This is a genomic window from Leptotrichia hofstadii (assembly GCF_007990525.1).
Lineage (GTDB): Bacteria > Fusobacteriota > Fusobacteriia > Fusobacteriales > Leptotrichiaceae > Leptotrichia > Leptotrichia hofstadii.
The window spans coordinates 904,118-927,776 of sequence record NZ_AP019823.1; the positions used below are offsets into that span (position 1 = coordinate 904,118).

Genomic DNA, 23,659 nt, shown 5'->3' on the forward strand with positions numbered 1-23,659 from the left:
TTTGAATATAATACAGAAAATAACAAAACAGACTCTTTTGATGTGAAATTACCAAATGGAAAAATTTTGAGCATGAAAATTGCATAGCAAAATGGGAAATATATGTTAGATTTTTGTAAGTTAGCAACTTATGAAGATTTTTTTGAAAAAAACAACTGAAATAAAGAAGAAAAAGAGGAAACTGAAATGAAAGTAGCAGGTTTTTTTAGTGGAGTTGGTGGAATAGAATTGGGATTTGAGCAAGTCGGATTTAATGTGATTTATTCCAATGAAATTGATAAAAATGCCGCAAAAACCTTTTTAAAGAATAATAATTCAAAACTGGCTGTAGATGATATACATAATGTGAAAAGTACTGATGTACCTGATACAGATGTTATTGTTGGCGGTTTTCCGTGTCAAGCATTTTCAATAGCTGGATATAGAAAGGGTTTTGAAGATGAGAGAGGAGAAATATTTTTTCAGCTGGCTAAAATTATAAAGGACAAAAAACCAAGAGTAATTTTTATAGAAAATGTAAAAAATTTAGCAACGCATGATAAAGGCAATACATTTAAAGTTATAAAAGAAACTTTGGAAAGTTATGGTTATCAGTTAAAAAAATTAATTCTAAACGCAAGTGAGTATGGAAATGTTCCACAAAACAGGGAGAGGATATATATTATAGGTTTTCGTAAAAAAGAAGATTATGATAATTTTGAAGATATAAAGCCATTGAAATTAGAGAAAAAAATAGGCGATATTATTGATTTTGATAAAAAAGTTGATGAAAAATATTATTATAGAAAAGAAAAAAATATTTTTTATGACGAGCTGGAAAAAGAAATAACTAAAAAAGATACTATTTATCAATGGAGAAGAAAATATGTAAGAGAAAACAAATCCAATTTATGCCCCACATTAACGGCAAATATGGGGACTGGTGGACATAACGTTCCGTTAGTTTTAACAAAATACGGAATTAGGAAATTAACTCCGAAAGAATGTTTTTTATTCCAGGGTTATCCAGAAGATTTTGAATTGCCAGAAAATTTGGCACAGAGCCATTTATACAAGCAGGCTGGTAATTCGGTAGTTGTGCCAGTAATAAGACGATTAGCTAAAAATATAAAAAAAGCAATAGAAAAAACAGATAATAAAATTAAGTAGGAGGAAATGGAAAAATGGAAAATATGAGTATATATTCAAATCCGTTGGCGGAAAGATATTCTAGTAAGGAAATGTTACATATTTTTTCACCTGAGTTTAAATTTAGAACTTGGAGAAAGTTGTGGATAAATTTGGCTGAGGCTGAGAAAGAACTTGGGCTTGATTTTATTACGGATGAGCAGATTGCAGAACTTAAAAAATTTAAGGATGATGTGGATTTTGAAGTTGCGGCAGAATTTGAGAAAAAATTGAGACACGATGTGATGGCTCACGTTCATACTTATGGAGAACAGGCGAAAAATGCAAGAAAAATCATTCACTTGGGAGCTACGAGCGCGTATGTTGGGGATAATACTGATTTGATTCAAATTAAGGAAGGATTATTTATTGTTAAAAGAAGAATGCTTACTTTGATTGAAAAAATGAGAGATTTCGCATTGGAATACAAAGACTTGCCTACTTTAGGATTTACTCATTTTCAAGCGGCACAGCTTACAACGGTTGGAAAAAGAGCGACATTGTGGCTTCATTCGTTACTTCTTGATTTTGAAGAATTGGAATTTAGATTAGAAAACTTAAGATTTAGAGGAGTCAAAGGAACTACTGGTACACAGGCTAGTTTTAAAGAATTGTTTGAAGGAGATTTTGAAAAAGTAAAGCAGTTGGATGAACTGGTTACGGAAAAAGCTGGATTTAGTAAGAAACAAGGTGTTTCGGGGCAAACTTACGATAGAAAAGTAGATGCACAAATTTTGAATTTATTGTCGAATATTGCTCAATCTTCTCATAAATTTACGAACGATTTTAGACTATTGCAGCATTTGAAGGAATTAGAAGAGCCATTTGAAAAAAATCAGATTGGTTCAAGTGCGATGGCCTACAAGAGAAATCCGATGAGAAGTGAAAGAATTTCATCACTTGCCAAATATGTAATTTCAAGCTCGCAAACAGGAGCATTAGTTTTTGCAACACAATGGTTTGAAAGAACATTGGACGATTCGGCAAGTAAAAGACTTTCGATTCCGCAAGCATTTTTAGCAGTGGACGCAATTTTGATTATTTGGCTTAACATTATGGATGGAGTTGTCGTTTATCCAAAAGTAATTGAAGCAAATATTCAAAAGGAATTACCATTTATGGCAACCGAAAATATCATTATGGAATCAGTTAAAAAAGGAATGGACAGACAAGAAGTTCACGAAATCATAAGAGAACTTTCGATGGAAGAAACAAAGGAAATTAAATTGAATGGAAATCCTAACAGACTAATTGACAGAATTATAAAAGACGGAAGATTAGGACTTAAAGCGGAAGATATGGAAGGAATCTTGGTTTCAGCTAATTACACTGGATTTGCTGGGCAGCAGACTGAGGATTTTGTGAAGAATGAGATTAATCCGATTTTGGATAAATATAAAGATGAGATTGTGGAGGATAGGGAGGAATTGAGGGTTTAATGAAAAATAATATAATTGATTATGAAAATTCTTGGAAAAGGAAAAATGAAGAAAGAGAATATTTTAATTCAGAATTTTTGAATAAAATAAATATTAAAAAATATAAAGATGAAATTGAAAAATTTGATGCTTTAGCTATAAAAAATCGTGCAAAATATAAAATTTCTAAAAAAACAATTGACGAAATAAAGGATTACTGTTTTTCATATTTGCCAATGCTTACAGGAATGGAAAAGGAAGCAGTTGGCGAACTGTTAAATGAAAAATATAATATTGATGAAATGGAAATAGACATTCCAAATAAATTATTTTTTGAAGATGAAGAAGTAAAAAATGAGCAGAAACATTGGTTTCAAATGTATAAAATGTTATTTGGAGAAACAGAAATTGAAGAGTTTAAAAAAGAAGATTTGATTCCAATTGCGGAAGATGATGAATTTATGTTATTCATTGAAAGAAGGACTGGAGAAGTGTATATTAATATTTATGAATTATTCTTTTTTTGTGCAATTTCTGATAGTTTTGATGAGTTTTTAGATGCGATTAAAAAATAAGCAAAAGGTGATTTTATGAAATTTATGAAAAAATGGAAATTACTATTTTTATTGGTGTTTTGCATTACAATGTTAAATTCCTGTGCAGTGGTACTGGGAACAGCAATATTGGCACCGACAGCACTAATAGGAGGAGCATGTATAGTTGATCCGGGAAAATGTCCGTAAGGATGTGGAAAAATGAAGAACACAAAGAAAAATATCTGAAAATTTTGAAAGATAGGATTGAGAGGTTTTTTAATTATGAAGAAAAAAATATTTCAGTGCAGATGGAAGTTGCAGAGAAAAATAAAAAATATATGAAATAAGGAGATGATGCAGTGAAAAGCAAGTTATTATTAATTTTTTTAGTCTTGATATTGTCTTTTAACATTTTTTCAAATACAAATTCTAAAGAAAAGTTTAAATTGGCAAAAACATATTTAGATCAGAAAAATTATAGAGAAGCTGAAAAAATATACTTGGAATTGGCTAAGGAAAAAGATATTCATGCGATGTATAATTTAGGTTATCTTTATATGGAGCAAGGAAAAATAGTGGAAGGTGAAAAATATTATAAAATGGCTGCTGATATGGGGTATGATGATGCGATGTATAATCTAGCGATGTTTTATGATAGACAAAAAGATTTTGTTAAAGAAAAATTATATCTAGAAAAATTGGCTGTGAAAAATCAAAATGATGCAATATTCCAATTGGCTATAATTTACAGGCAGGAAGGAAACTATCAGAAGGCAGATGAACTTTATAAAAAATTATTAAAAGCAAAATATCAAGAAAGTGAAGTTTTTTATAATTTAGGGGTTTCTTGTTATTATCAAAAAAAATACGATGAAGCAGAAAAATATTTTTTAAAAGCAATAGAATTAGGTAATAATGATGATCCAAAATATAATTTAGGTATCTTATATAAAGTTCAAGGGAAATTTACACAAGCTAAAAAATATTTAATACCACTTGCTCAAAAAGGAAAAATAGATGCAATGATAAATACGGGAGCAATTTATCGAGATGAAAAAGATTATAAGAATGCTAAAAAATATTATAAAATGGCGATGGATAAAGGTTCACGAGAAGCAGAGGCGGAATACAGCACTATATTGATAATGGAAGAACACGGATTATAATATTTTATAAATTGCAATATTAATTGCGACATTTTACCAATTTTTTATATTCTTTAACAAGGGGAAATCCCCTTGTCTTTTATGTTAAACCAAAATTTTGAACATCTAAAATTTTATAAAAGACAGTATATTCTAATTTTTGTAGACTTTCAATAATAGTTTTAAAAGTTTTTTCATCATCAATGGTTACTAATTCCTTTAAAAATGCTTTAGGTAGTTTTTTTCATAAAATTAACCGATAAATGATTCTTCTTTACAGAAAAATAGTTTCATGTTATTATTTATTACATAATCTATTATTTAAAATATCTAAGAAAGTACTTATAGTAAAAATGAAAAAGAAAAAACCTCTCACAAGAAGCCAGAACATGGCAAGAATAAAATCTAAAAACACTAAGCCTGAGATTCATATTCGGAAATTGCTTTATAAAATGGGATATAGATACAGGGTTAATTATTCGGAGCTTCCAGGAACACCTGATATTTTTATTTTGAAATACAATACTGCGATATTTGTGAACGGATGCTTCTGGCATAGGCATGAAAATTGTAAAATTGCAACTTTTCCTAAGACACATGCTGAATATTGGGAAAAGAAGTTTAGGAGAAATGTAGAGAGGGATATTGAGGTTCGTGAGAAGCTTTTTGAAATGGATATTAGTGTTATTACGATTTGGGAATGTGAAATTAACAGGATGAGAAAAAATGAAGAATACAAAGAAAAATATCTGAGAGTTTTAAGGGACAGGATTGAAAGAGTCTTTAATTATGAAGAAGAGGATATTTCAGTGCAGATGGAGATTGCAGAAGAAAGCATGCAATAAAATAATTGAAATTTGGTTAATTTGTACTGAAATGGCTTTGAAATAATTTGACAAAAACTAGGAGGAATTTTTTGTGAATAAGAATTTAAGCGAGTTTGAAAACAAATTGCCTAGTGTATTAGAATACGATACACAGCAGCTTTTGGATTATTATTATGAAAGTCCAGAAAAAATGAAGATTGCAGAAGTATTTTCTGAATTTCTGACGGAAAAAGGAATAAAAGTGGAATTGAAGGAAATAGGAGAATATCAGTATATTTATGAGATTGAAACTAGATATTACTTATTGCCTTTATTTGTCGGAGGTGGAACCACTGATAAAAGAATGTCAGTGAGCATTAATGTTCATCTTTTTCACGAAAAATATTTTCCTGAAGGAATGAAAAATTGGAATGGATCTCAAATGAACCTTAATTATAAAGATTCCTTGGTACAGGCTTTTGAAAATTGGTTCAATTATGACAGGCTGAATTATTTAAAATTAGTAAATCCTGATAAAACAGATTTGAGAAGAATAAAAATTAATGGAAAGAAAAAAATCATTGTTTCTGGAAATGTAAAAACAATATATAACTATGATGAAGAAAAATATCAAGAAAAAGAAAGTGAAGAAAATTTTTTATCAAATATATTTTCACTTATTAAAGAAAAAATTTCATTAAAAGATTCTAAGATTGATATTTCTCTTTTAAAATATCCATATAATAATTATGGCAGCTATCTTGAAGAATTTGATAAAGGTGATTTTTATGTAGATTGCCGTATAGATGATAATCGTTTATCCGGTAATGAATTAAATCCAGAAGGAAATACTGAACTTTATTACAGAGAAATTCTGAAAAACTGGAAGGATTATGAATATAGTAAAAGTCAAACATTTTTCGTACTTGACAATAAATTCGAGAAAAGTGAGTGGTTAAAAATAACGGAATTTGAATTTTTACCTAAAATTAAGCTAAAATATGTTGAAAAACCTTCTTGGAAAAAACTGGAAGAAAATTTTGGTAATTTGAAGGAAATGGATAGAGGACATGAGGGAGATTTTGCCTTTACGATGGCTGAAGTTTTGTTTGATAAAATGATACATTGTGGTTATAATGTCAAATTAATGGATGATTGGGTGTATGATTTTGATAATGAGTGCTATTTACTTCCTTTGCTGTCAACGAAAGACTATAAAACTATTCCGCACGATGATATTTATCAGGTTGTTACTACGATACAAGTCCATAATAAAAAATATTTTCCAGAAGGGAAATTATATATTCAAAAATTGATAGGCGAACCGCTTTATGATGCAATTTGGATAAATTATAGAAACTGGATAAATAATGACTACAAAAAGTTGTGTGAAAATATTTAAATAGAAATAAACTTTTAAAGTACTAGTAACATAAGAATCATTGAAAAAGATAAATAATCAGAATAAGAAAGAAGGAGGGTTTAATGGCAATTAAAGGGAAAGAGGAATTAAAAAAACTGAATACTTTGCAAGTAAAGTTACAAAGTGAAATTGAAGCTATATATTTTTTCTATTTGCAATGGAGAAAGTGTATAGTTTTTTATTTTAATAAAATATGTTATAATTTTAAAAATAAAAATTAAACGAAAAGGAATGATAAATATGAATAAAAAATTTAATTACAAGCCATTAATTGAATATACAGATTATGCTGGGAGAAAATATATTAAACCTGAAAAAGCTGGGAATTTAAAGGAAGATATGGAGCTTTTTAGGAAAAATGGACAGGCTGCACGAAAGATTTTTACAGAAATTGCCAAGTCTGTGGAGGAAAATGTGGAAGGATTTCATTTGCAGAAAGTTAGCAGCTGGATGAATCAAGGACAGGTTGCAAGACCTTATCTTTGGGTGTTTTTGAAGCAGGATGGAGATACTGAAAATGAATCTGGAATTGCACTTAGAGTCTTTAAAAATGAGAAAACTAAAAAAGTTGGAATTTCGATGGAAGTGAGTTTTGTTGAACGTAAAATTGGGGAAAATACGCTTGAAAGACAAAATAAGGTTTTGGAATTACCTATTAAAAATCCACTTTATTATTTTGTGCAATTTTCAAAAAGTAAGGAAAACTGTATGCTGGATAGAATTGAAGGAAGTGAGAAAAATAGGAAAAAGTTAATTGAAGATATGAAAGAAGGGAACATCAGAAAAGTGCTTGTCAAATTTAATGTTGAAGAAATTGAAAAATTTGGAAATCTTGAAGATTTGACAAAGGAATTTTTAAAAGGCTTTAAATTGCTGATGCCATTTTATTTGAAAACTAAGGAAATTTAGGAGGTAATGATTTTGAATTTTGCAGAAGCATTTAAAATACTGGAAATAGAGCCGATGAGTGATAAAAAGAAAATAAAAGTTGCTTATTCCAAGATGTTGAAAAAGTATCATCCTGAAGATTTTCCTGAGATGTTTATGAAAATTAATGAGGCTTATGAAAAAGCTTTGAGATATGCAGAAAATAATTTTTCTGAAAATTTGTATGAAAATACTCAAAATTTTAGAAAAACGGAAAAAATGAAAGAGAGTGATTTTTCGGATATTTTTAATTCAAAAAAATTTGAGAAAAAAGAATATAGATTTACTGAAAAATCTGAAGAAAGACAGTCAAAGGAAAAGTTTTTTGAAAAAAAAGATAATAAAAATAAATATGAAAAACTTAATATTTTTGAATACTTAAAAAATTCTATGCGAACAGAGGATAGATTTACAGAAGCGTTTAAAATACTAGAAATGGAACCTACAACTGATAAAGAAAAAATAAAAAAGAAATATAAAGAGCTATTAAAGAAGTATCATCGCAACAATCCTGAAAGTTATGATGAAATATTTAGTAAAATTAACGAAGCTTACGGAATTGCTTTGGGATTTGAGCAATCGAATTTTAATGAATATGAAGGAGATTCTATTGAGGATATATTTGATAATTTTTTTAATTCTGGCAATAATTCAAGCTATAAAAGTTTTTTTGAAAAAACACAAGATTTTTCAAATGTTTTTGATCAAAATGAAATAACAAACAAATCAATATCTGCGTGGCTAGGACGACTTAAAAATCTTCTTTTATCTGAAAAACGTCCATTAACAGAATATCGAGAAATTTTACGTGATTTTCATTTTAATTTTGATGTTTCGGAAAAAAATCAAATTAGAGAAATTTTACAAAAAAATGGATTGCGTGATTATGCTTGGAGAAATATAACGAGAATTGAAATGGAACTTTTGATTTATAATCTAAATAATTCTAATATGAATGCAGATATTTTAGGAGAAACTTGGGTAGATACTGGTAAAAGTGAAAATATAAGTTTGGATGAAATTGTAAAAAATATTATAAGTGAAAATTTTTCGGAAAATGAAAAAGGATATGAAAAATTTATTAAGGATTATTTTAATATTAAAATTTTTAGATTATTTGGAAAGAATATTGCGTTATACCCTTACAGAGACATAGAGCAAGTAGGTGCAACTTTTAAATTTATAACTTATAAAATACGAAATGAATATGTTGATGTTAATAAGTATATAGAAATTTTTGATAGAGAACAAAAAAATAAAAAAATCGGAATAAGTTTACGCATAACGTCTTATTTATGGAGTATTTTTGGTGCGATAGTTTTATTTTTGTTCTTTTTAAATCCTATTGTTGACTGGTATATAGCGATTTTGGGGACTATTTTTTTCATAATTTTAGACTGGGTTAATATAGCTAGAGAAAAAAATTTTGAGTGGAGTATGCGATATGGATATTCAAGTTATTTGTCAATTTTAATGAGTATAATGTTTGTTGTAAATCTTATTGTTATTGGCAATGCCGAATATGAATCCTCAATTATATCATTTTTACTATATTCACAGTTAATATTTCAATTTGTATTTTTTAATATCATTTTGTTTGTAAAAATGGTAGTAACTACAAATATAAGATACAAACGATTAAGAGAATTTTCAAAAAAAGTTTTAGATGTGTTTGTCTTAAAAAAGTAAGGAGTGATAATTTTGGATTTTAAGGAAGCATTTAAAATATTAGAAATAGAGCCGACAGATGATAAGAAGAAAATAAAAGTTGCGTATTCCAAGATGCTGAAAAAGTATCATCCTGAAGATTTTCCTGAGATGTTTATGAGAATTAATGAGGCTTATGAGAAAGCATTAGAGTATGGAGTAGAGGATTTTCAGGAAGAGTTTTTTGGAAATGAAGAAGAATTTGAAGAATATGAATATGAAGGATTTTCTAATGAATATAATATAGAAATAACTAACGATGAAGATGAGGAGTTTTCTAATATTTTTAGCGGGGAATTGGAGAAAGTTGAGAAGAATGTAGATAATTGGATAGAGGCATTTGGGAAATTGTTGAATGGGGAGAAAATGTTTTTTGGAAGTTTGAGATTTTTGATGGAGGAGTTTGATAGCTTTGGTAAAGAAGAGAAAAGAAGAATTAAGGAAATTTTGAATTTGGAAAATGACAATTATGAGAATAATGTGATTTTACAGTCTAAAAATATTACTAAATTTGAGAAAGATTATATTTTTCTGCACTTGATAAAAGATAAAACAAAATTTCAGAAAATAGAGGAACTTTATAGAAGTAATGAGAAATCTGAAAGAAATAAGGCAGTTGAAATTTTTGTAGAAAATTATTTCAATGTAAAAAAATGGGGAATATTTGGGTTTTTTATATTTTGGAACATTTATCCTAAAAGCTGCAAGAACGGGAAATTGCATCATTTACTGTTTTTCTTAAAAAATAACGTGCCTTTTAAGAGAATTGCCTATCATTATGAAAAAATAAAGGAAATGCTTCATCGGATGGAAATTTTTCAGGATGATGAGATACAAAATCAGGAAACTGGGTTGTTTGGAATTGTATTTATTCTTAGCAGTTTAATGGTAGTTTTTATATGGATTTTTAGCCTGCCTGTAATAACGGATATGATGCCTGCTGAATATGAAGATGTTTTGACGACTTTTGGAATAGTGAAAACTTTTTCAATTATACTGGCAGTTGCTAGAAGTTATTATGATATTATGCTTGCAAAACGTGGAAACAGCATAAATATAGCGAGCATGCTTTATATTCAGATTCTGCTGCTAGGGATCTACCTTTTTAAAATTTATTTAAAATATGAAATAATTGATTTTACACTAAATGGAACACTCGTATTCTTGTTTGCAAAATTACTGATTGTAAATAGAATAAAATACAACAGGATAAGAAATTATGCAAAAGATATATTGGATAGTGTTTCTTTTGATATTTTATAAAAAACTTAAAAAATTTATTGTTGAAGGAGAATAAAAATGGGAAGAATGATTGGAATTGATTTGGGGACAACAAATAGTTTGGCGACATATATTGATGATAATGGGGAAATACAGTTTGTAAAAAATGAATATGGGAATATTTTGATTCCGTCTGTTGTGGGAATTGATGAAAATGATGGAATAATAGTGGGAGAACTGGCGAAGGAAAGAAGAATGATGAACGCTGGGGAAACTGCGAGCAATTTTAAAAGAAGGATGGGAACGGAAGCAAAAATTAAAGTAAAGAATAGAACTTTTGATGCACAGATGCTTTCTTCGTTTGTACTGAAACATTTAAAGGAAAGCGCTGAAAAGCAGCTGAATGAAAAGATAGACAGGGCAATAATAAGCGTGCCTGCATATTTTAATGATAAACAGAGAAAAGATACTAAAATAGCGGCAGAACTGGCAGGACTTACAGTGGAAAGGCTTATAAATGAGCCAACAGCTGCGGCATTGTCACTTGGAAGCCATATTTTAGATCAGAATTTGAAGTTTATCGTGCTTGACTTGGGTGGAGGGACATTTGATGTTACTTTGCTTGAAACATTTGAGGATATTATGGAAGTAATTTCGATAAGTGGGGATACGATGCTTGGTGGAGAGGATTTTACTACCAAAATATGTGAAATTTTCTTGAAAAATATAGGATTATCAATATCTGACTTGAGCCGTGATGAAAGAACAAATTTGTACACAAAGGCAGACAGGGCAAAAAAACTGATAAGTTTAAAAGATGTGGAAATTGAACTGGAAATTAAAGGAAAAGACTATAAAGCAGAAATTACACAGGCAGATTTCAGGGTGGCTGTAAAACCATTGCTTGTAAAAATAAAAGTTGCGATTGACAAGGCTTTGCAAGATGGAAATACAGATGCAAGAGAAATTGAGAAAGTTGTGCTAGTCGGAGGGGCTGTAAAATTAGGAATTGTGGAAGAATTTGTGGAAAAGTATTTTAATAAAATGCGTGGAGAAAAAACTTATTTTGACAATACTGATTTTATTGAAGGTAACAAACTCGTGTCAATAGCTCAAAATCCTGATACTGTAGTAGCTTACGGCGTTGGTGTAACTGTGGGAATGAAGGAGAGAAACAAGGCATTTAAGGAAAGAATTTTGACAGATGTGTGTCCATTTACACTCGGAATTGAAGTAATTGGACAGAGATTTGCACCGATTATTCCAAGGAATACAACGGTTCCTACAAGTAAGTCTGAATATTTTTCAACAGTAGAAGACAATCAGACAATAATAAGAATCGCAATTTATCAAGGAGAAAGCTTAAATATAAACGATAATCTATTTTTAGGGGAATTTGAAATAAATGTGCCAAGAAATAATGCAGGAAATGAAAAAGTGAACGTAAGATTTACTTATGATATAAATGGAATTTTAGAAGCAGAAGCAACTGCAATGAGTACGGGAGAAAAGAGAAATAAATTAATTATAAACGGCGATTTGTCCGAAGAAGAAAAAAACGAAAGAATTAAAACTTTGGAAGAAATAAAAATCCAGTCAGAAAATCAAAACAAAGATAAATTGCTGATTGAAAGGGCAAACCGAATTTATGCAGAAATAGTAAATACAGAAATTAGAAACTACGTTTCAGAATATTTGGAAAATTATCAGATGATTGTAAGAACTGGTGATAGAATCCGTATTCAAAAAGTAAAAAAAGAATTTTCAGCTTTTCTTGATAAAATAGATCCAGAACTGAACGACTTGAGTGTTGATGATATTTTGAGAGATATTGATGAAAAGGAAGAAGATGGGGCTGTGGAAGAGGAAGACGAACTGGAGTTTTGGAATTAGAAAAATGAATTTTAAAATATTGTGTTTATTGAGATTTGTGGACTTTTATAAATAATAAGCGTAACTTTAATAAGGAGAAAATGATTATGAAAATAAAAAAATTGTTAAAAATATTTGGGTTATTAATTTTGACAGGAAATATTGTGAATGCAGAATATATAAAAAGAAATGGAGAAATTTATTATCGGGAATGGATGTAACAAAAGCCAAAATTATTAAAAAATATAGATAAAAAATCATTTGAAATATTGGAAAATGATTTTGCAAAAGATAAGAATAATATTTATTATCAAGGGGAAAAGATTGAAAAAATAGATCCTAAAAGTGCTAAAATATTTGGAAGTCATTTTGTGAAGGATGAGAAAATTGTTTTTGATGCTTATGAAAAAAAGGAATTGAAAGAGGTAGATACAAAAACACTTAAATCGGTTGGAGATTATTATTTTAAAGATAAGAACAATGCTTATTTTGATATGAAAAAAATTGATGAAAAAGTTGATTTAGAGACATTTGTTTATTTGGACTTTTTTTATGCTAAAGATAAGAATAATCTGTATTTTTATGGACAAAAAGTGAAAGGTGTAAGTCCGAATAATTTTGAGTTTTGGACTTCGTTAAGCAGTGTTCCTGACAATATCATTAAAAGCGGGAATGATTTTTATCTTGTTTATGAAAATAATTCGAATGAAAAAATGTATGCCAAAAAAATGGATTTCACAATTGACAAGGATACTTTTGAAAGTTTTTCCATGAGAGTTTATAAAGATAAAAATAATTTTTATTATTATGACGAAACTGATGATATAAAAAAAGGAAAAACGCTTATTAAATTTAAAAATGAAGCTGATATAAAAATACTTAAATTTTTGAAAGAAAAAAATGGCGAAAGAAGTAATGAATATATAAAAGATGAAAAGAATGTCTATTATGTGGATGAAGAAAATGTAGAGATAAAAAAGATAGAAAATGCTGATTACAAAACGTTTCAAGTTATTGAATACTTATATGCAAAGGATAAAAACAATGTTTATTATAAAGGGAAAAAGTTAAATAATATTAATCCAAACCATTTTAAAATTGTAGACAATGAGATAAAATATAATAATGAGTTTTATAAAATTGATGACAATATGAATCTCATAAAAATAGAAAGAGAATAAAAAGTTGAAAAGTTAAAAAAGTATTTTATTTACTAAAAATTAAAACTTATAAAATAAGGAGTAAGTGTATGAAAAGAAAAAATTTATTAAAAATATTAATTTTATTTATCCTAGCAGGAAGCATTGCAAATGCCGAATATTTTAAGGAAAATGGTGAAATTTATTATAAAATGCCATATTATGAGATTAAGTCGAAAGTAAAAGATGTAGATATTGAAAGTTTTGAACCTTTAAAGGAAGATAGAGGGCTTATTGGCGATTATTATGCAAAAGATAATAAATATGTTTATTTTTATGGTAAGAAACTTAAAGATGTTTTGCCTGAAGGATTTGAAACAGTAAAAGAAAATTATGTGAAAGATAGTAAAAATGTATATAAAATTGAAGCTGATATTACAGATAGTATACCAGTATCTTCGGATAATAAAATAAATACGAAAAAAATATCTTTAGATGAACTTGATGTTAAAACTTTTAGAGCTTTAGAAAATGGCAAAGATGTTACGAGCATAGATTATTTTGTTGATAAAAATAATATTTACTATGCCTATGAGAATTTGGAAAAAATACAAGGAGCAGATAAAAATTCTTTTGAGGTTTTGAGTTATTATATCGCAAAAGATAAAAATAATGTTTATTATAACGGTAAAAAGATGGAAAATGTGGATTCTAAGAGTTTTAAAAATTTTGGTGATTTTATAGGAAAAGATAAAAATAGAGTTTTTTACATTACAGGAAATGAGGATATTAAAGATGCTGATGCAAAAAGTTTTGAGATAATGGGAGATACTTATTATTTTAGAGATAAAAATAATATTTTTGTTATTAAATACAGTAATGATTTTCCTGATGGAGAAGGTTTTATAAAATTACCAAATATTGATAGGAACAGCTTTATTACTTTGAGCGAGGAATTTGGAAAAGATAAAAATGGAATTTATTATATTGGTGAAAAAATAAACGGAATTAATCCGAATAATGTTAGAGTTATTGAAGAAATGGGACAGGATAATTATATTCTTCAAAGCGAAAATAATTACTATTTGACATTTAATAGCAATAGCGATTTGTATGACAGAAAAAACGATAAAATTGAAGCAAAAAAAATAAATAATTTGAACATTGATTTTAGTACATTTAAGTATTTTGGAATTTTGAACTACTATAAAGATAAAAACAGTTTTTATTATCGTTCAGATAATGATTTAAAAAAAATCAAAAGCGGAATTGATGTTGGAAGTGCTGATAAAGTGCTTGAATTGAATGATTTTGTAAAAGATAAAAATAATCTTTATTATTTTTCTAATGGAAAAATTGAGAAAATAGATTTGAATATTGATGTAAAAAGTTTAGAATTTTTTGATGACATTGATTCTTCTTATAGCAATTATATAAAAGATAGAAATAACGTATATTTTGTAGATAATAAAAACGGGAAAGTAAAAATAGTAAAAAATGCTGATAAAAATACATTTCAAATTGTAAATGGAAATTATGGGGTAGATAGAAAAAATGTTTATTATGATGGAGAAAAGCTAGATTCTGTTGGTATTGAAGGGCTTAAAATTTTTGATGATAGTTACTTAAAGGATAATAAAAATGTTTATGAGATTTATACGACAGATGATGGAAAAACTAAAATAAGAGCAATAAAAAATTTGAACATTGATGTGGCAAGTTTTGAGGATATTTTTAAAGAAGCATTTTATAAAGATAAAAATTCGGTTTATTATGTCGATATGACTGAAGATAAACAGGAATTAAAAAAACTGGAAGGAGCAGATGCTGATACATTTGAGCTGGGAATTTTTTCAAAAGATAAAAATAACGTATATGTTGATAAACAGAGATTGGAAGGTGTTAGTCCAAAAGGATTTGAAATATTAGACAATGATTTAAATTTTATAAAAGATTATAAAAATGTTTTTTATTTGGATAGAGCAGAGGATGGTATAACTTTCATACCAAGAGTGCAAAATACAGAAGGGGTAGATGTTGCAACTTTAGAATCTGTTGGAAAATCTTTTTTTAAAGATTATTTCAAGGATAAAAATAATGTTTATATTGTAGCAAGTGAAAGACCCGTATCAACTGATTCTATCAATACAAAATTGAATTTTTATAAATTAATCGGTGCAAATCCTAAGACTTTTGAATTGATTGACAATTTTGGAAGAGATGACAAGAATGTCTATTTTCTTGATAAAAAGTTAAAAGGGATTGATGCCAAAACTTTTGAAGAAATAAGTTTTAGTATTGTAAAGGATAAGAATGGTTTACATATTTTGTTAAATTCTGATGATTTTGGAATAAAGACACGAAACTTGAAAATAAGTGGACTTGATTTGAAAACGTTTAAAAAATTGGAGAATGGTTACTATAAAGATAAAAATAATGTTTATTATGATTTGGATAATAACCTTTATACAATAAAAAATGCTGATTTGGCGACATTTGAAGTTTTAAATTCACCTTACAGCAGTTCTATTTACTTTGCAAAGGATAAAAATAATGTTTATTATCAAAATAAAAAAATAAATGGGATTGTCGCTGACGGTTTTGAACAAATACAAAGTAATTTTATAAAAGATAAGAACGGAATTTACAAATTTGAGGAAAATGAAAATGAAAAAAGTTTAAAAATAACTCCAATTAATGCAAAAATCGATTTTGAAAATCTTAAGGAATTAGATTGGAAATATTTTGGCGATGATAAAAATATTTATTATTTTGACGAAAGTGATTTCAAAAAATTAGATAGAGCAGATATAAATTCATTTGAACGAATAGAGTATACTGGATTTTTTAAAGATAAAAATAACGTTTATTATGATGGAGAAAAAGTAGAAGGAATAGATATGAACAGTATCGAAGTAATAAATGGAATGTGTATAAAAGATAAAAATAGTGTCTTTTATGAAGGAAAAAAATTAAGAAATATCAGTCCTGACAATTTTAATATTTTTGATGGTGGATTATCATATGATAAAATTTTAGTTGATAAAAACGGAATTTATAAATTTATTGAAACTGAAGATAACAAAAAAACAATAGAAATAACTCGACTGGATAGTAAGGGCATTGATTTAGAAACTCTTGAAAGAATTACTTCTCCAATGGACAGTTCCAATTATTTCAAAGATAAGAATGGCGTTTATTTTATAGATGGAAATAAATTTGTGAAAATAAATGGAGCGGATAAAGATAGTTTTAGAGTAACAATGAGCGGGAAATATGGGAAAGATAAAAATAACGTTTATTTCGATGGGAAGAAAATGGAAGGGAAAAATCCAGTTGACTTTGAGGAGGAAATGGAGATTAAACAATAGAAATTATTTTATTTAAATTGTTAATAAATCAAAAACTTGAGAATAAAAAAGGAGAGTTGTTGTGAACATTAAAGGACATTTTTTAAAAATTCTACTTTTGTTTATTTTGGTAGGGAGTGTTGTAAATGCAGGGTATTTTAAAGAGAAAAATAAAATTTATTTTATTGACACAGTGGAAGATTCTGAGAAAAAAGAAGTTGTGAAAAATATTGATTTTAGGACTTTTAAAATTTTTGAAGAGAATGATAATTTTGCGAAAGACAAGGATAATGTTTACTATAAGAATAAAAAGCTGGAAAATATAGATGTGAATTCTTTTCAGATAGAAAATTCTTTTATTGCAAAAGATAAAGATAATGTTTTTTATATTGCAAATAATGAGATTATAAAAATTAAAGGCTTTAGTCCAGAAAAAAGCAAGGTTATTGTTCAGTTTTACGTACCAACTATACTAATTAATAAAGATGGTATTTATACTTTTGATAAATATGAAAATGGAGAAATTACGATAAAGTCAATAAAACCTGCGGGAATAGATATGAATACTCTAGAAGTCGTGGACGGAGAAAACATGACGATGCTTTTGTACTTAAAAGATAAAAATAACGTTTATTTTATTAATTATAAAGAAAGTGAACAGAAAATTTCAGATATTGATGTAGAAAATGCAGAGGATGTGGGAAATGATAACTATAATATCGATATTGAAATAAAAAAATTAGAGAGTGCAGATAGCGGCAGTTTTAAAATAGATTCTATATACGGGAAAGATAAAAATAACTTATACTTTTTAAATAAAAAAATAACAGGTGTAAATCCTAAAACTTTTAAAGTTATTGGCTCAAATAAACTTATTATCAAAGATGATAAAGGGGTTTATTATCTTGGAAGAGAAGAAGTGAAAAAAATCCAAAATGCTGATTTAAATACTTTTGAAGAAGTATCGAAAGAATATTATCGAGATAAAAATAATGTTTATTATTATGATAATTATGATGGCGATGTAAAAAGAGTTAAAGGAGTAGATGCAAAAACTTTTGAAGCAATAGAAGGCTATGCATTGGGAAGAGATAAAAATGCTGTTTATGACAAAGGGAAGATGATAAAGGGCTTAGACCCTGTGACATTTGAAGATTTAAACGGAAATTTTTACAAAGATAAGAATGGAGTTTACTACGAAGGAATGTTAATGAAAGGAATTGATTCAAAATCTTTTGAGCCATTCGTAAATTATACACATGTAAAAGATAAAAATGGAATATATTCCTTTTATCAAAAAGAAAATGAAGTTGTTGTTGAAAAAGTTGAAATTTCTCCAGAAATTGATTTAAAAACTTTACAACCTATCGAAAATTATTCTGAATATTCAAAAGATAAAAATAACGTTTATTATCATTTCAAAAAAATAGAAGGTGCTGATATAAAAACTTTTGAACCTGAAGGGTATTCTATTGGAAAAGATAAAATGGGAGTATATTATGAAACTCGTAAAGTAAATGGAGTGGATGTAAATAGCTTTGAAGTTTTGAAAAATGATTTTTTTAAGGATAAAAATAATGTTTATTATAAAAATAAAAAGTTAGAAATATTCAAACCTAAAAACTTTGAAGTAATAGACTATTCTTTAGTAAAGCAAAATGAAGATTTGTACTATTTTACTGAAGATGAAAATAATAACACAAAATTTGTTCCATTAGAAAGTAAAAATGTCGATATTGATACTTTTCAAATTCTTGATGAAGATTATGCAAAAGATAAGAATAATACCTATTACAAAGGTAAAATTTTTAAGGAAGCAGACGTAAAAACTCTTGATAAACATTATAATGAAAATGATAACGGGTACAAAATAAGGGATAAGAAGAAAGTGTATAAAATAAAAGAATTAGACTAAATAAAATAGTTATTTTATAAAAATGATAATAATTCAAATATAAAATATTAAAAAAATTTGCTAAAAAGATTCTGGATGTATTTACAGTTTATAAATTGTGTTATTGATGCATCCAGCTTTTTCATTGTAGTTGACACTTTTGTTAACACTTTTGTTACTAATGTTCGGATAAATGATGATATTATGAAGTAAATTTTAACTTTTTCATTTATTCTCCTTATGTTCTTTATATTTATCATTATTTTTATTGAAAATAATTTCCTCTTAACTTCTCCTATTTTTATTCTGAAATATAGTATAGCCATTATATTAGTTCTATCTTAATTTTGTAGTAAAAAATTCATATTATCGCTATTATTATTAATCTTTAATTTTTACTAATTTTTCGGAATTTCTGAGAATTAAGGTAGGAGAAACGATAACTATTTTCTTACTTCTGCTACTATTTTTCATCTCTTCAAGTAAAAGTTTCGCTATTTCCATTCCTGTTTCTTCTATGTCTCTATTTATTGCACTTATATTTATTCCTAATATTTCAAAATATTTATGATTGTCATAGGATACTATCGCTATATCATCGGGTATTTTTAGATTTTTTTCTCTTATTGCCTGTAATGCTCCTAAAGTCATTTCATTATTGCATATAAAGATTGCAGTTGTTTTCTTATTTTTTTCAAGAATTTTTTTTGTGTTTTCATATCCGCTATCAAAGTGAAAATTCCCTTCATATATATTTTCTTCAGATATTTTTTTGTTTTTTTCCAACATTGCTTTTTTGTATCCTTCTAACCTATTTAATCCATTTGTTGTAGAAAAAGGGCCTGTAATTATCGCAATATTTTCATGTCCTGAATTAATCAATGCTTCTGTTGCTAAATAACCACCTTTTATATCATCAAAAAATACTCCCGTGAAAGTTTCATCAAAAATTTGTCTGTCGAATAAAACAAAAGGAATACCTGAATCAAGCAATACTTTTATATCCTTTTTTTTGTGATACTGAAGAGATATCGAAAGGATAATACCACTTGGTCTTTGTTCAATTACATTTTGAAATACTTTTTTTTCTTTTTTTATATTTTCATCAGTACTGTAAACAAGCATATGTAAATTATTTTTATCCATTATGTTAGAAATTCCCTTTATTATATCTCCAAAATATGAATTTTGAATATCTGGTATAATTACAGCTACTGTATTTGACTTATTGCTAGATAAGGAACGGGCGATTCCATTTGGTATATAATTTACCTCTTCAATAATTTTTAATATTTTTTCTTTTGTTTCTTTACTAACATAACCATTATTTGAAATCACACGAGATACTGTTGATTTTGAAAATCCTGATAATTTAGCTATTTCTTCTATTTTCATTATATTACTTCCTTAAATCATAAATATTATTTTTTTTATTTCAATCATTAATAAATGTTATATCATATTTTACCATTTAAATATTAAATATCAGTTTAGAATTTTTTATTTTTTGAATATAATAAAATTATTTTTTCAGTTTGTCGCAATATATTAGACCTGTTCGATAACTATATATATTTAGAATTTAATAAAACAAATATTCTAAAGCAAGGGGTCTTGACCCCTTGTGAAAATAAAAAAACTTAGGTTATCGAATACATCTATTATACAATCTATGATTAAAAAATATTTAATAATTGTAATCTATAAAAAGAACACGATTTAAAGATTAAAATTTAAAGCTTAAAAATCTATAAAATCGTGTTCCCTTATTTTGATATTTGTTATTTATACGTTATTTTATAATTCCTTTCTTTAAAATAACATTTGCATAGATAGCTTCTTCAGATGTAGCAATTATGGCGTATGCCTTTTTTGCTCTTTCATAAAATTCAAATCTTTCTACAAATTCAAAGTCTTTAAATTCTTCATGTTTTTCTAAAGTTTTTCTATAAACACTCCATACTTCAGGTTCTCCTACATACTCGTTTCCTGTTTTCATTAATGAAACTGCACTTTCTACATACGTATCAAGGGGGAATATTTCTAGTATTGATTCTAGAAGCTCTGCTACACCGCTTGCATCTGATCTGACAAGTCTTTGTGCATGACTTGCAACGGGAAAGTTTCCATCTCCTATCACAATTTCATCTCCGTGTCCCATTTCACATAATATTTTCAGTAATTCTGGACTTAAATTTTTAGGTATATTTTTAAGCATTTTTTTACTCCTTCATTTAGATATTTTCTATTTACCTATTTTTTTATAAATTGGTCCAAAATTTTCACACGCTCTGTAATCAGCACCTTCTTCATTCATGTCTCCAAAACTTGCCCAAACTTTAGGACGGAATATTCTGTCAGGATTTACATTGTGCATACATACTGGAATTCTAAGCATAGATGCTAATGTTATAAGTTCATCACCTATATGTCCATAAGATATTGCTCCATGATTTGCTCCCCAGTTATTCATTACAGAATAAACATCTTTAAATGCTCCTTTACCAGTAAGTATAGGTGCAAACCAAGTTGTAGGCCAAGTTGGATTTGTTCTGCTGTCAAGTGATTCATGAATATCTTTGTCTATGTCAATTGCATATCCTTCAGCAATTTGAAGTACAGGCCCTTGCCCTTTAACAAGATTTATTCTGCACATTGTAACAGGCATTTCCCCTTTTGTAAGGAAACATGAAGAGAATCCTCCACCTCTGAAATAATCATAATCTGCTGCAGGCCAGCTTGTAGATTTTAAGGCATTGTTAACTTCTTCTTCTGTAACTTCCCAGTATGGTTTCATAACTCGTTTACCGTCTCTTATTTGATCTCCAGTTGCATCTAACGTAGCTGATCCTGAGTTAATTAAGTGGATTATTCCATTTTCAGCTTTTCCTGTCAATTTTTTACCTGTAACTCTTTCTACAGCTTCTGGACTCCAGTAAGTTCTAACATCTGCAAATATTTGCGCAGTTCCAGTCAAAAGATGTCCAAACAGCATAGATATTCCATTTAAAGCATCATTTTCAGTTGCAACTGTAAAAGCCTGTCTTATTCCATTCCAGTCAAAAGATGAATTTAATATAGCCTCAGAAAAGTCACCATTAGGCATAAAATCTGTCCATTGTCTTTGTCCTTGGAAACCTGACACTATTGCATTATTTCCTTCAGATTCTTCAACAAATCCCATTTCAGCTAATTTAGGATTTCCAATCATCATGTCTCTTATTATAAGAGTCATTTTCACAACTGTTTCCCATTCTTTATTTTTAACTTCCTCTGTTCTAGAAACTTTATTTATATCTAATCCTTCTTTACAATGTTCTTTGACCCATTTCAATGCTTTTTCATATTCTTCCTTATCGTAAATCTCATTTTGTATTCTTCTAGTAATTTCACTCATATCTTTAAATTCAGGACGAATTCCCAAATAATCTAGAAGGAATTCGTTGTTGACCATAGATCCTGCTATACCCATGGAAACTCCACCCACAGATAAATAAGATTTGTCCTTCATTGTTGCAACAGCTAATCCAGCTTTTGTGAATTTCAGTAGTTTTTCTTTTACATCATCAGGAATGGAATCATCAGATAAATCCTGTACATCATGTCCATAAATTCCGAATGCAGGAAATCCTAGCTGTGCATGTCCTGCCAATGCCGCTGCAAGATAAACAGCTCCTGGTCTTTCTGTTCCATTAAATCCCCAGATTGCTTTTGGAATGTCAGGTGTCATATCAATTGTTTCACTTCCATAGCACCAGCAAGGTGTTACAGTTATTGACAATCCTACATTCTGATCTTTAAATTTCTGATTACATTTTGCCGCTTCAGAAAATCCTCCAATTGTTGTATCAGAAATCACACATTCTACTGCTTCTCCACTAGGATGTCTTAATGTGGAAGAAATTAGCTCTGCAAGTTTTTGTGCCATCCCCATTGTTTTTTCTTCTAAAGATTCTCTAACTCCATTTCTTCTTCCATCAATGACAGGTCGAATTCCTACTTTAGGAAGTTCTCCTCTTAATCTGTTCATTAGTCTCACTCCTTAAATTTTTGTTTATTTATTTTCTTCCAAAAGGAAACATCTTTTTAGTAATATCTGGATTGTTTATATTTTCTTTAGTTACAAGAATTGCTCCTGTGTCTATTCTTTTTTCAACTTTTTCACCTTTTGAAAGTTTATATAATTGTTGTACTGTTTGATATCCCATATTGTAAGGATCTTGTATAACTAATCCTGAAATAACACCTTTTTCAAGGAATTTAGCTAAATCTTCAGATGAATCTATTCCTACTAGAACTACTTTACCAGTTAACCCTTTTTCTTCTACTCCTTTAGCAATACCGAAAATAGAAGGTTCATTTGTTCCATAAATTCCTGCAATATCTGGATTTGCATTGATAATATCAAGAGTTATTGCCAATGCTTTTGATTTATCTCCATCACTAAATTGTGTATTTAATATTTTAATATCTGGATATTTTGCCAACGCTTCCCTAAATCCAGCTTCTCTTTCTATAGCTGTTGTTGTTCCAGGGTTATGAGATACTATTGCCACTTTACCTTTTCCGTTTATAAGTTTTGCTAGTTGTTCTCCAGCCATTGCTCCTGCAACTTTATTATCTGTCGCAATAAAACTTGATGTAATGTCACCTTTTACATTTGAATCAAATGTTACAACTGGTATTTTTGCATCCATAGCTTTTTTCGCTACTACTGCCAATGCGTCCGGGTCAAGAGCTGCAATTCCTAATGCAGATACTTTTTTGTTAATTGCGTTTTCAACCATACCTACTTGTTTACCGATTTCAGTTTCTTTTTCAGGCCCAATAAAGTTTACTTCTACTCCTAATTCTTCTCCAGCTTTTTTAGCTCCTGCTTCTACTGATCTCCAAAATTCATGCTGGTAACCTTTACTTACCAATTCAATTTTAATTTTGTCTCCAGAATTTGCTGATTTTCCTGCTCCAGCATCTTTTTTGTCTTCACTTTTTCCACAGCTAAGAACCGCTGCAAATACTACTAAAAATAATAATAACTTTTTCATAAGAAATCT

Annotated in this window: 21 protein-coding genes and 1 pseudogene; 16 read left to right on the forward strand and 6 right to left on the reverse strand. The window is 28.2% G+C overall.

From position 1 onward, the window contains the following. The first annotated feature begins 186 nt into the window (after positions 1-186). The 6 genes from dcm to FVE77_RS04280 are packed head-to-tail and all read left to right on the forward strand — an operon-like array spanning position 187 to position 4,287. Positions 187-1,149: a DNA cytosine methyltransferase gene (dcm, locus tag FVE77_RS04260; protein ID WP_036087992.1), complete on the forward strand. Its 963-nt coding sequence runs from the start codon at positions 187-189 to the stop codon at positions 1,147-1,149. 14 nt (positions 1,150-1,163) lie between these two features. After that, entirely contained in the window at positions 1,164-2,606 is a 1,443-nt protein-coding gene (purB, locus tag FVE77_RS04265; protein ID WP_026746657.1) for an adenylosuccinate lyase, read from the forward strand. Further along, the gene (locus FVE77_RS04270; protein WP_026746656.1) at positions 2,606-3,160 is read left to right on the forward strand and encodes a hypothetical protein; all 555 of its coding nucleotides are present in this window, start codon (positions 2,606-2,608) and stop codon (positions 3,158-3,160) included. Before purB ends, FVE77_RS04270 begins: the two co-directional genes overlap by 1 nt. Before the next feature lie 15 nt (positions 3,161-3,175). Continuing rightward, complete coding sequence (locus FVE77_RS04275; protein WP_026746655.1) at positions 3,176-3,328, forward strand: hypothetical protein; 153 nt, start codon at positions 3,176-3,178, stop codon at positions 3,326-3,328. A gap of 2 nt (positions 3,329-3,330) precedes the next feature. Continuing rightward, on the forward strand, positions 3,331-3,468 hold the full coding sequence (locus tag FVE77_RS12450; RefSeq protein ID WP_162141764.1) for a hypothetical protein: 138 nt from the start codon (positions 3,331-3,333) through the stop codon (positions 3,466-3,468). A 12-nt stretch (positions 3,469-3,480) separates the two neighbouring features. Next, positions 3,481-4,287, forward strand: coding sequence for a tetratricopeptide repeat protein (locus FVE77_RS04280; protein WP_026746654.1), 807 nt, complete (start codon positions 3,481-3,483; stop codon positions 4,285-4,287). A 79-nt stretch (positions 4,288-4,366) separates the two neighbouring features. Here the strand turns inward: FVE77_RS04280 and FVE77_RS13095 are convergent. Beyond that, positions 4,367-4,489, reverse strand: a pseudogene (locus FVE77_RS13095) (DNA cytosine methyltransferase); the annotation flags it as partial. A gap of 130 nt (positions 4,490-4,619) precedes the next feature. On the opposite strand from FVE77_RS13095, the gene FVE77_RS04290 reads away from it, so the two are divergent. The 10 genes from FVE77_RS04290 (at position 4,620) to FVE77_RS04330 (ending at position 18,626) form a co-directional block, all read left to right on the forward strand. Beyond that, the gene (locus tag FVE77_RS04290; protein ID WP_036087989.1) at positions 4,620-5,111 is read left to right on the forward strand and encodes a very short patch repair endonuclease; all 492 of its coding nucleotides are present in this window, start codon (positions 4,620-4,622) and stop codon (positions 5,109-5,111) included. A 73-nt stretch (positions 5,112-5,184) separates the two neighbouring features. After that, positions 5,185-6,474: a hypothetical protein gene (locus tag FVE77_RS04295; protein WP_026746652.1), complete on the forward strand. Its 1,290-nt coding sequence runs from the start codon at positions 5,185-5,187 to the stop codon at positions 6,472-6,474. An 83-nt stretch (positions 6,475-6,557) separates the two neighbouring features. Next, on the forward strand, positions 6,558-6,716 hold the full coding sequence (locus tag FVE77_RS12455; RefSeq protein ID WP_154669753.1) for a hypothetical protein: 159 nt from the start codon (positions 6,558-6,560) through the stop codon (positions 6,714-6,716). 19 nt (positions 6,717-6,735) lie between these two features. Beyond that, positions 6,736-7,404 carry a hypothetical protein gene (locus FVE77_RS04300; RefSeq protein ID WP_051254503.1) on the forward strand — a complete coding sequence of 223 codons (669 nt, stop codon included), beginning with the start codon at positions 6,736-6,738 and terminating at the stop codon, positions 7,402-7,404. A gap of 12 nt (positions 7,405-7,416) precedes the next feature. Beyond that, positions 7,417-9,111, forward strand: coding sequence for a DnaJ domain-containing protein (locus FVE77_RS04305; RefSeq protein ID WP_162141769.1), 1,695 nt, complete (start codon positions 7,417-7,419; stop codon positions 9,109-9,111). A 12-nt stretch (positions 9,112-9,123) separates the two neighbouring features. Then, positions 9,124-10,392, forward strand: a complete 1,269-nt coding sequence (locus tag FVE77_RS04310) for a J domain-containing protein (RefSeq protein ID WP_026746649.1) — start codon at positions 9,124-9,126, stop codon at positions 10,390-10,392. Between the two features lie 36 nt (positions 10,393-10,428). Continuing rightward, entirely contained in the window at positions 10,429-12,243 is a 1,815-nt protein-coding gene (locus tag FVE77_RS04315; protein ID WP_026746648.1) for an Hsp70 family protein, read from the forward strand. Between the two features lie 224 nt (positions 12,244-12,467). Further along, entirely contained in the window at positions 12,468-13,403 is a 936-nt protein-coding gene (locus FVE77_RS04320) for a DKNYY domain-containing protein (protein WP_269472250.1), read from the forward strand. 68 nt (positions 13,404-13,471) lie between these two features. After that, positions 13,472-16,732, forward strand: coding sequence for a DKNYY domain-containing protein (locus FVE77_RS04325; RefSeq protein ID WP_026746647.1), 3,261 nt, complete (start codon positions 13,472-13,474; stop codon positions 16,730-16,732). 61 nt (positions 16,733-16,793) lie between these two features. After that, the gene (locus FVE77_RS04330) at positions 16,794-18,626 is read left to right on the forward strand and encodes a DKNYY domain-containing protein (protein WP_026746646.1); all 1,833 of its coding nucleotides are present in this window, start codon (positions 16,794-16,796) and stop codon (positions 18,624-18,626) included. A gap of 47 nt (positions 18,627-18,673) precedes the next feature. Here FVE77_RS04330 and FVE77_RS12635 read toward each other — a convergent pair whose 3' ends face one another. The 5 genes from FVE77_RS12635 to FVE77_RS04350 form a co-directional block, all read right to left on the reverse strand. Continuing rightward, positions 18,674-18,931: a hypothetical protein gene (locus FVE77_RS12635; RefSeq protein ID WP_172966412.1), complete on the reverse strand. Its 258-nt coding sequence runs from the start codon at positions 18,929-18,931 to the stop codon at positions 18,674-18,676. 55 nt (positions 18,932-18,986) lie between these two features. Then, complete coding sequence (locus tag FVE77_RS04335) at positions 18,987-20,000, reverse strand: LacI family DNA-binding transcriptional regulator (RefSeq protein ID WP_036087986.1); 1,014 nt, start codon at positions 19,998-20,000, stop codon at positions 18,987-18,989. Between the two features lie 397 nt (positions 20,001-20,397). Next, the gene (locus FVE77_RS04340) at positions 20,398-20,823 is read right to left on the reverse strand and encodes an RbsD/FucU family protein (protein ID WP_026746644.1); all 426 of its coding nucleotides are present in this window, start codon (positions 20,821-20,823) and stop codon (positions 20,398-20,400) included. A 27-nt stretch (positions 20,824-20,850) separates the two neighbouring features. Further along, on the reverse strand, positions 20,851-22,635 hold the full coding sequence (locus FVE77_RS04345; RefSeq protein WP_006804695.1) for an L-fucose isomerase: 1,785 nt from the start codon (positions 22,633-22,635) through the stop codon (positions 20,851-20,853). Between the two features lie 28 nt (positions 22,636-22,663). Further along, a complete protein-coding gene (locus FVE77_RS04350; protein ID WP_006804694.1) occupies positions 22,664-23,650 on the reverse strand; it encodes an ABC transporter substrate-binding protein in 987 nt (328 codons plus the stop codon). Between the last annotated feature and the right edge of the window lie 9 nt (positions 23,651-23,659).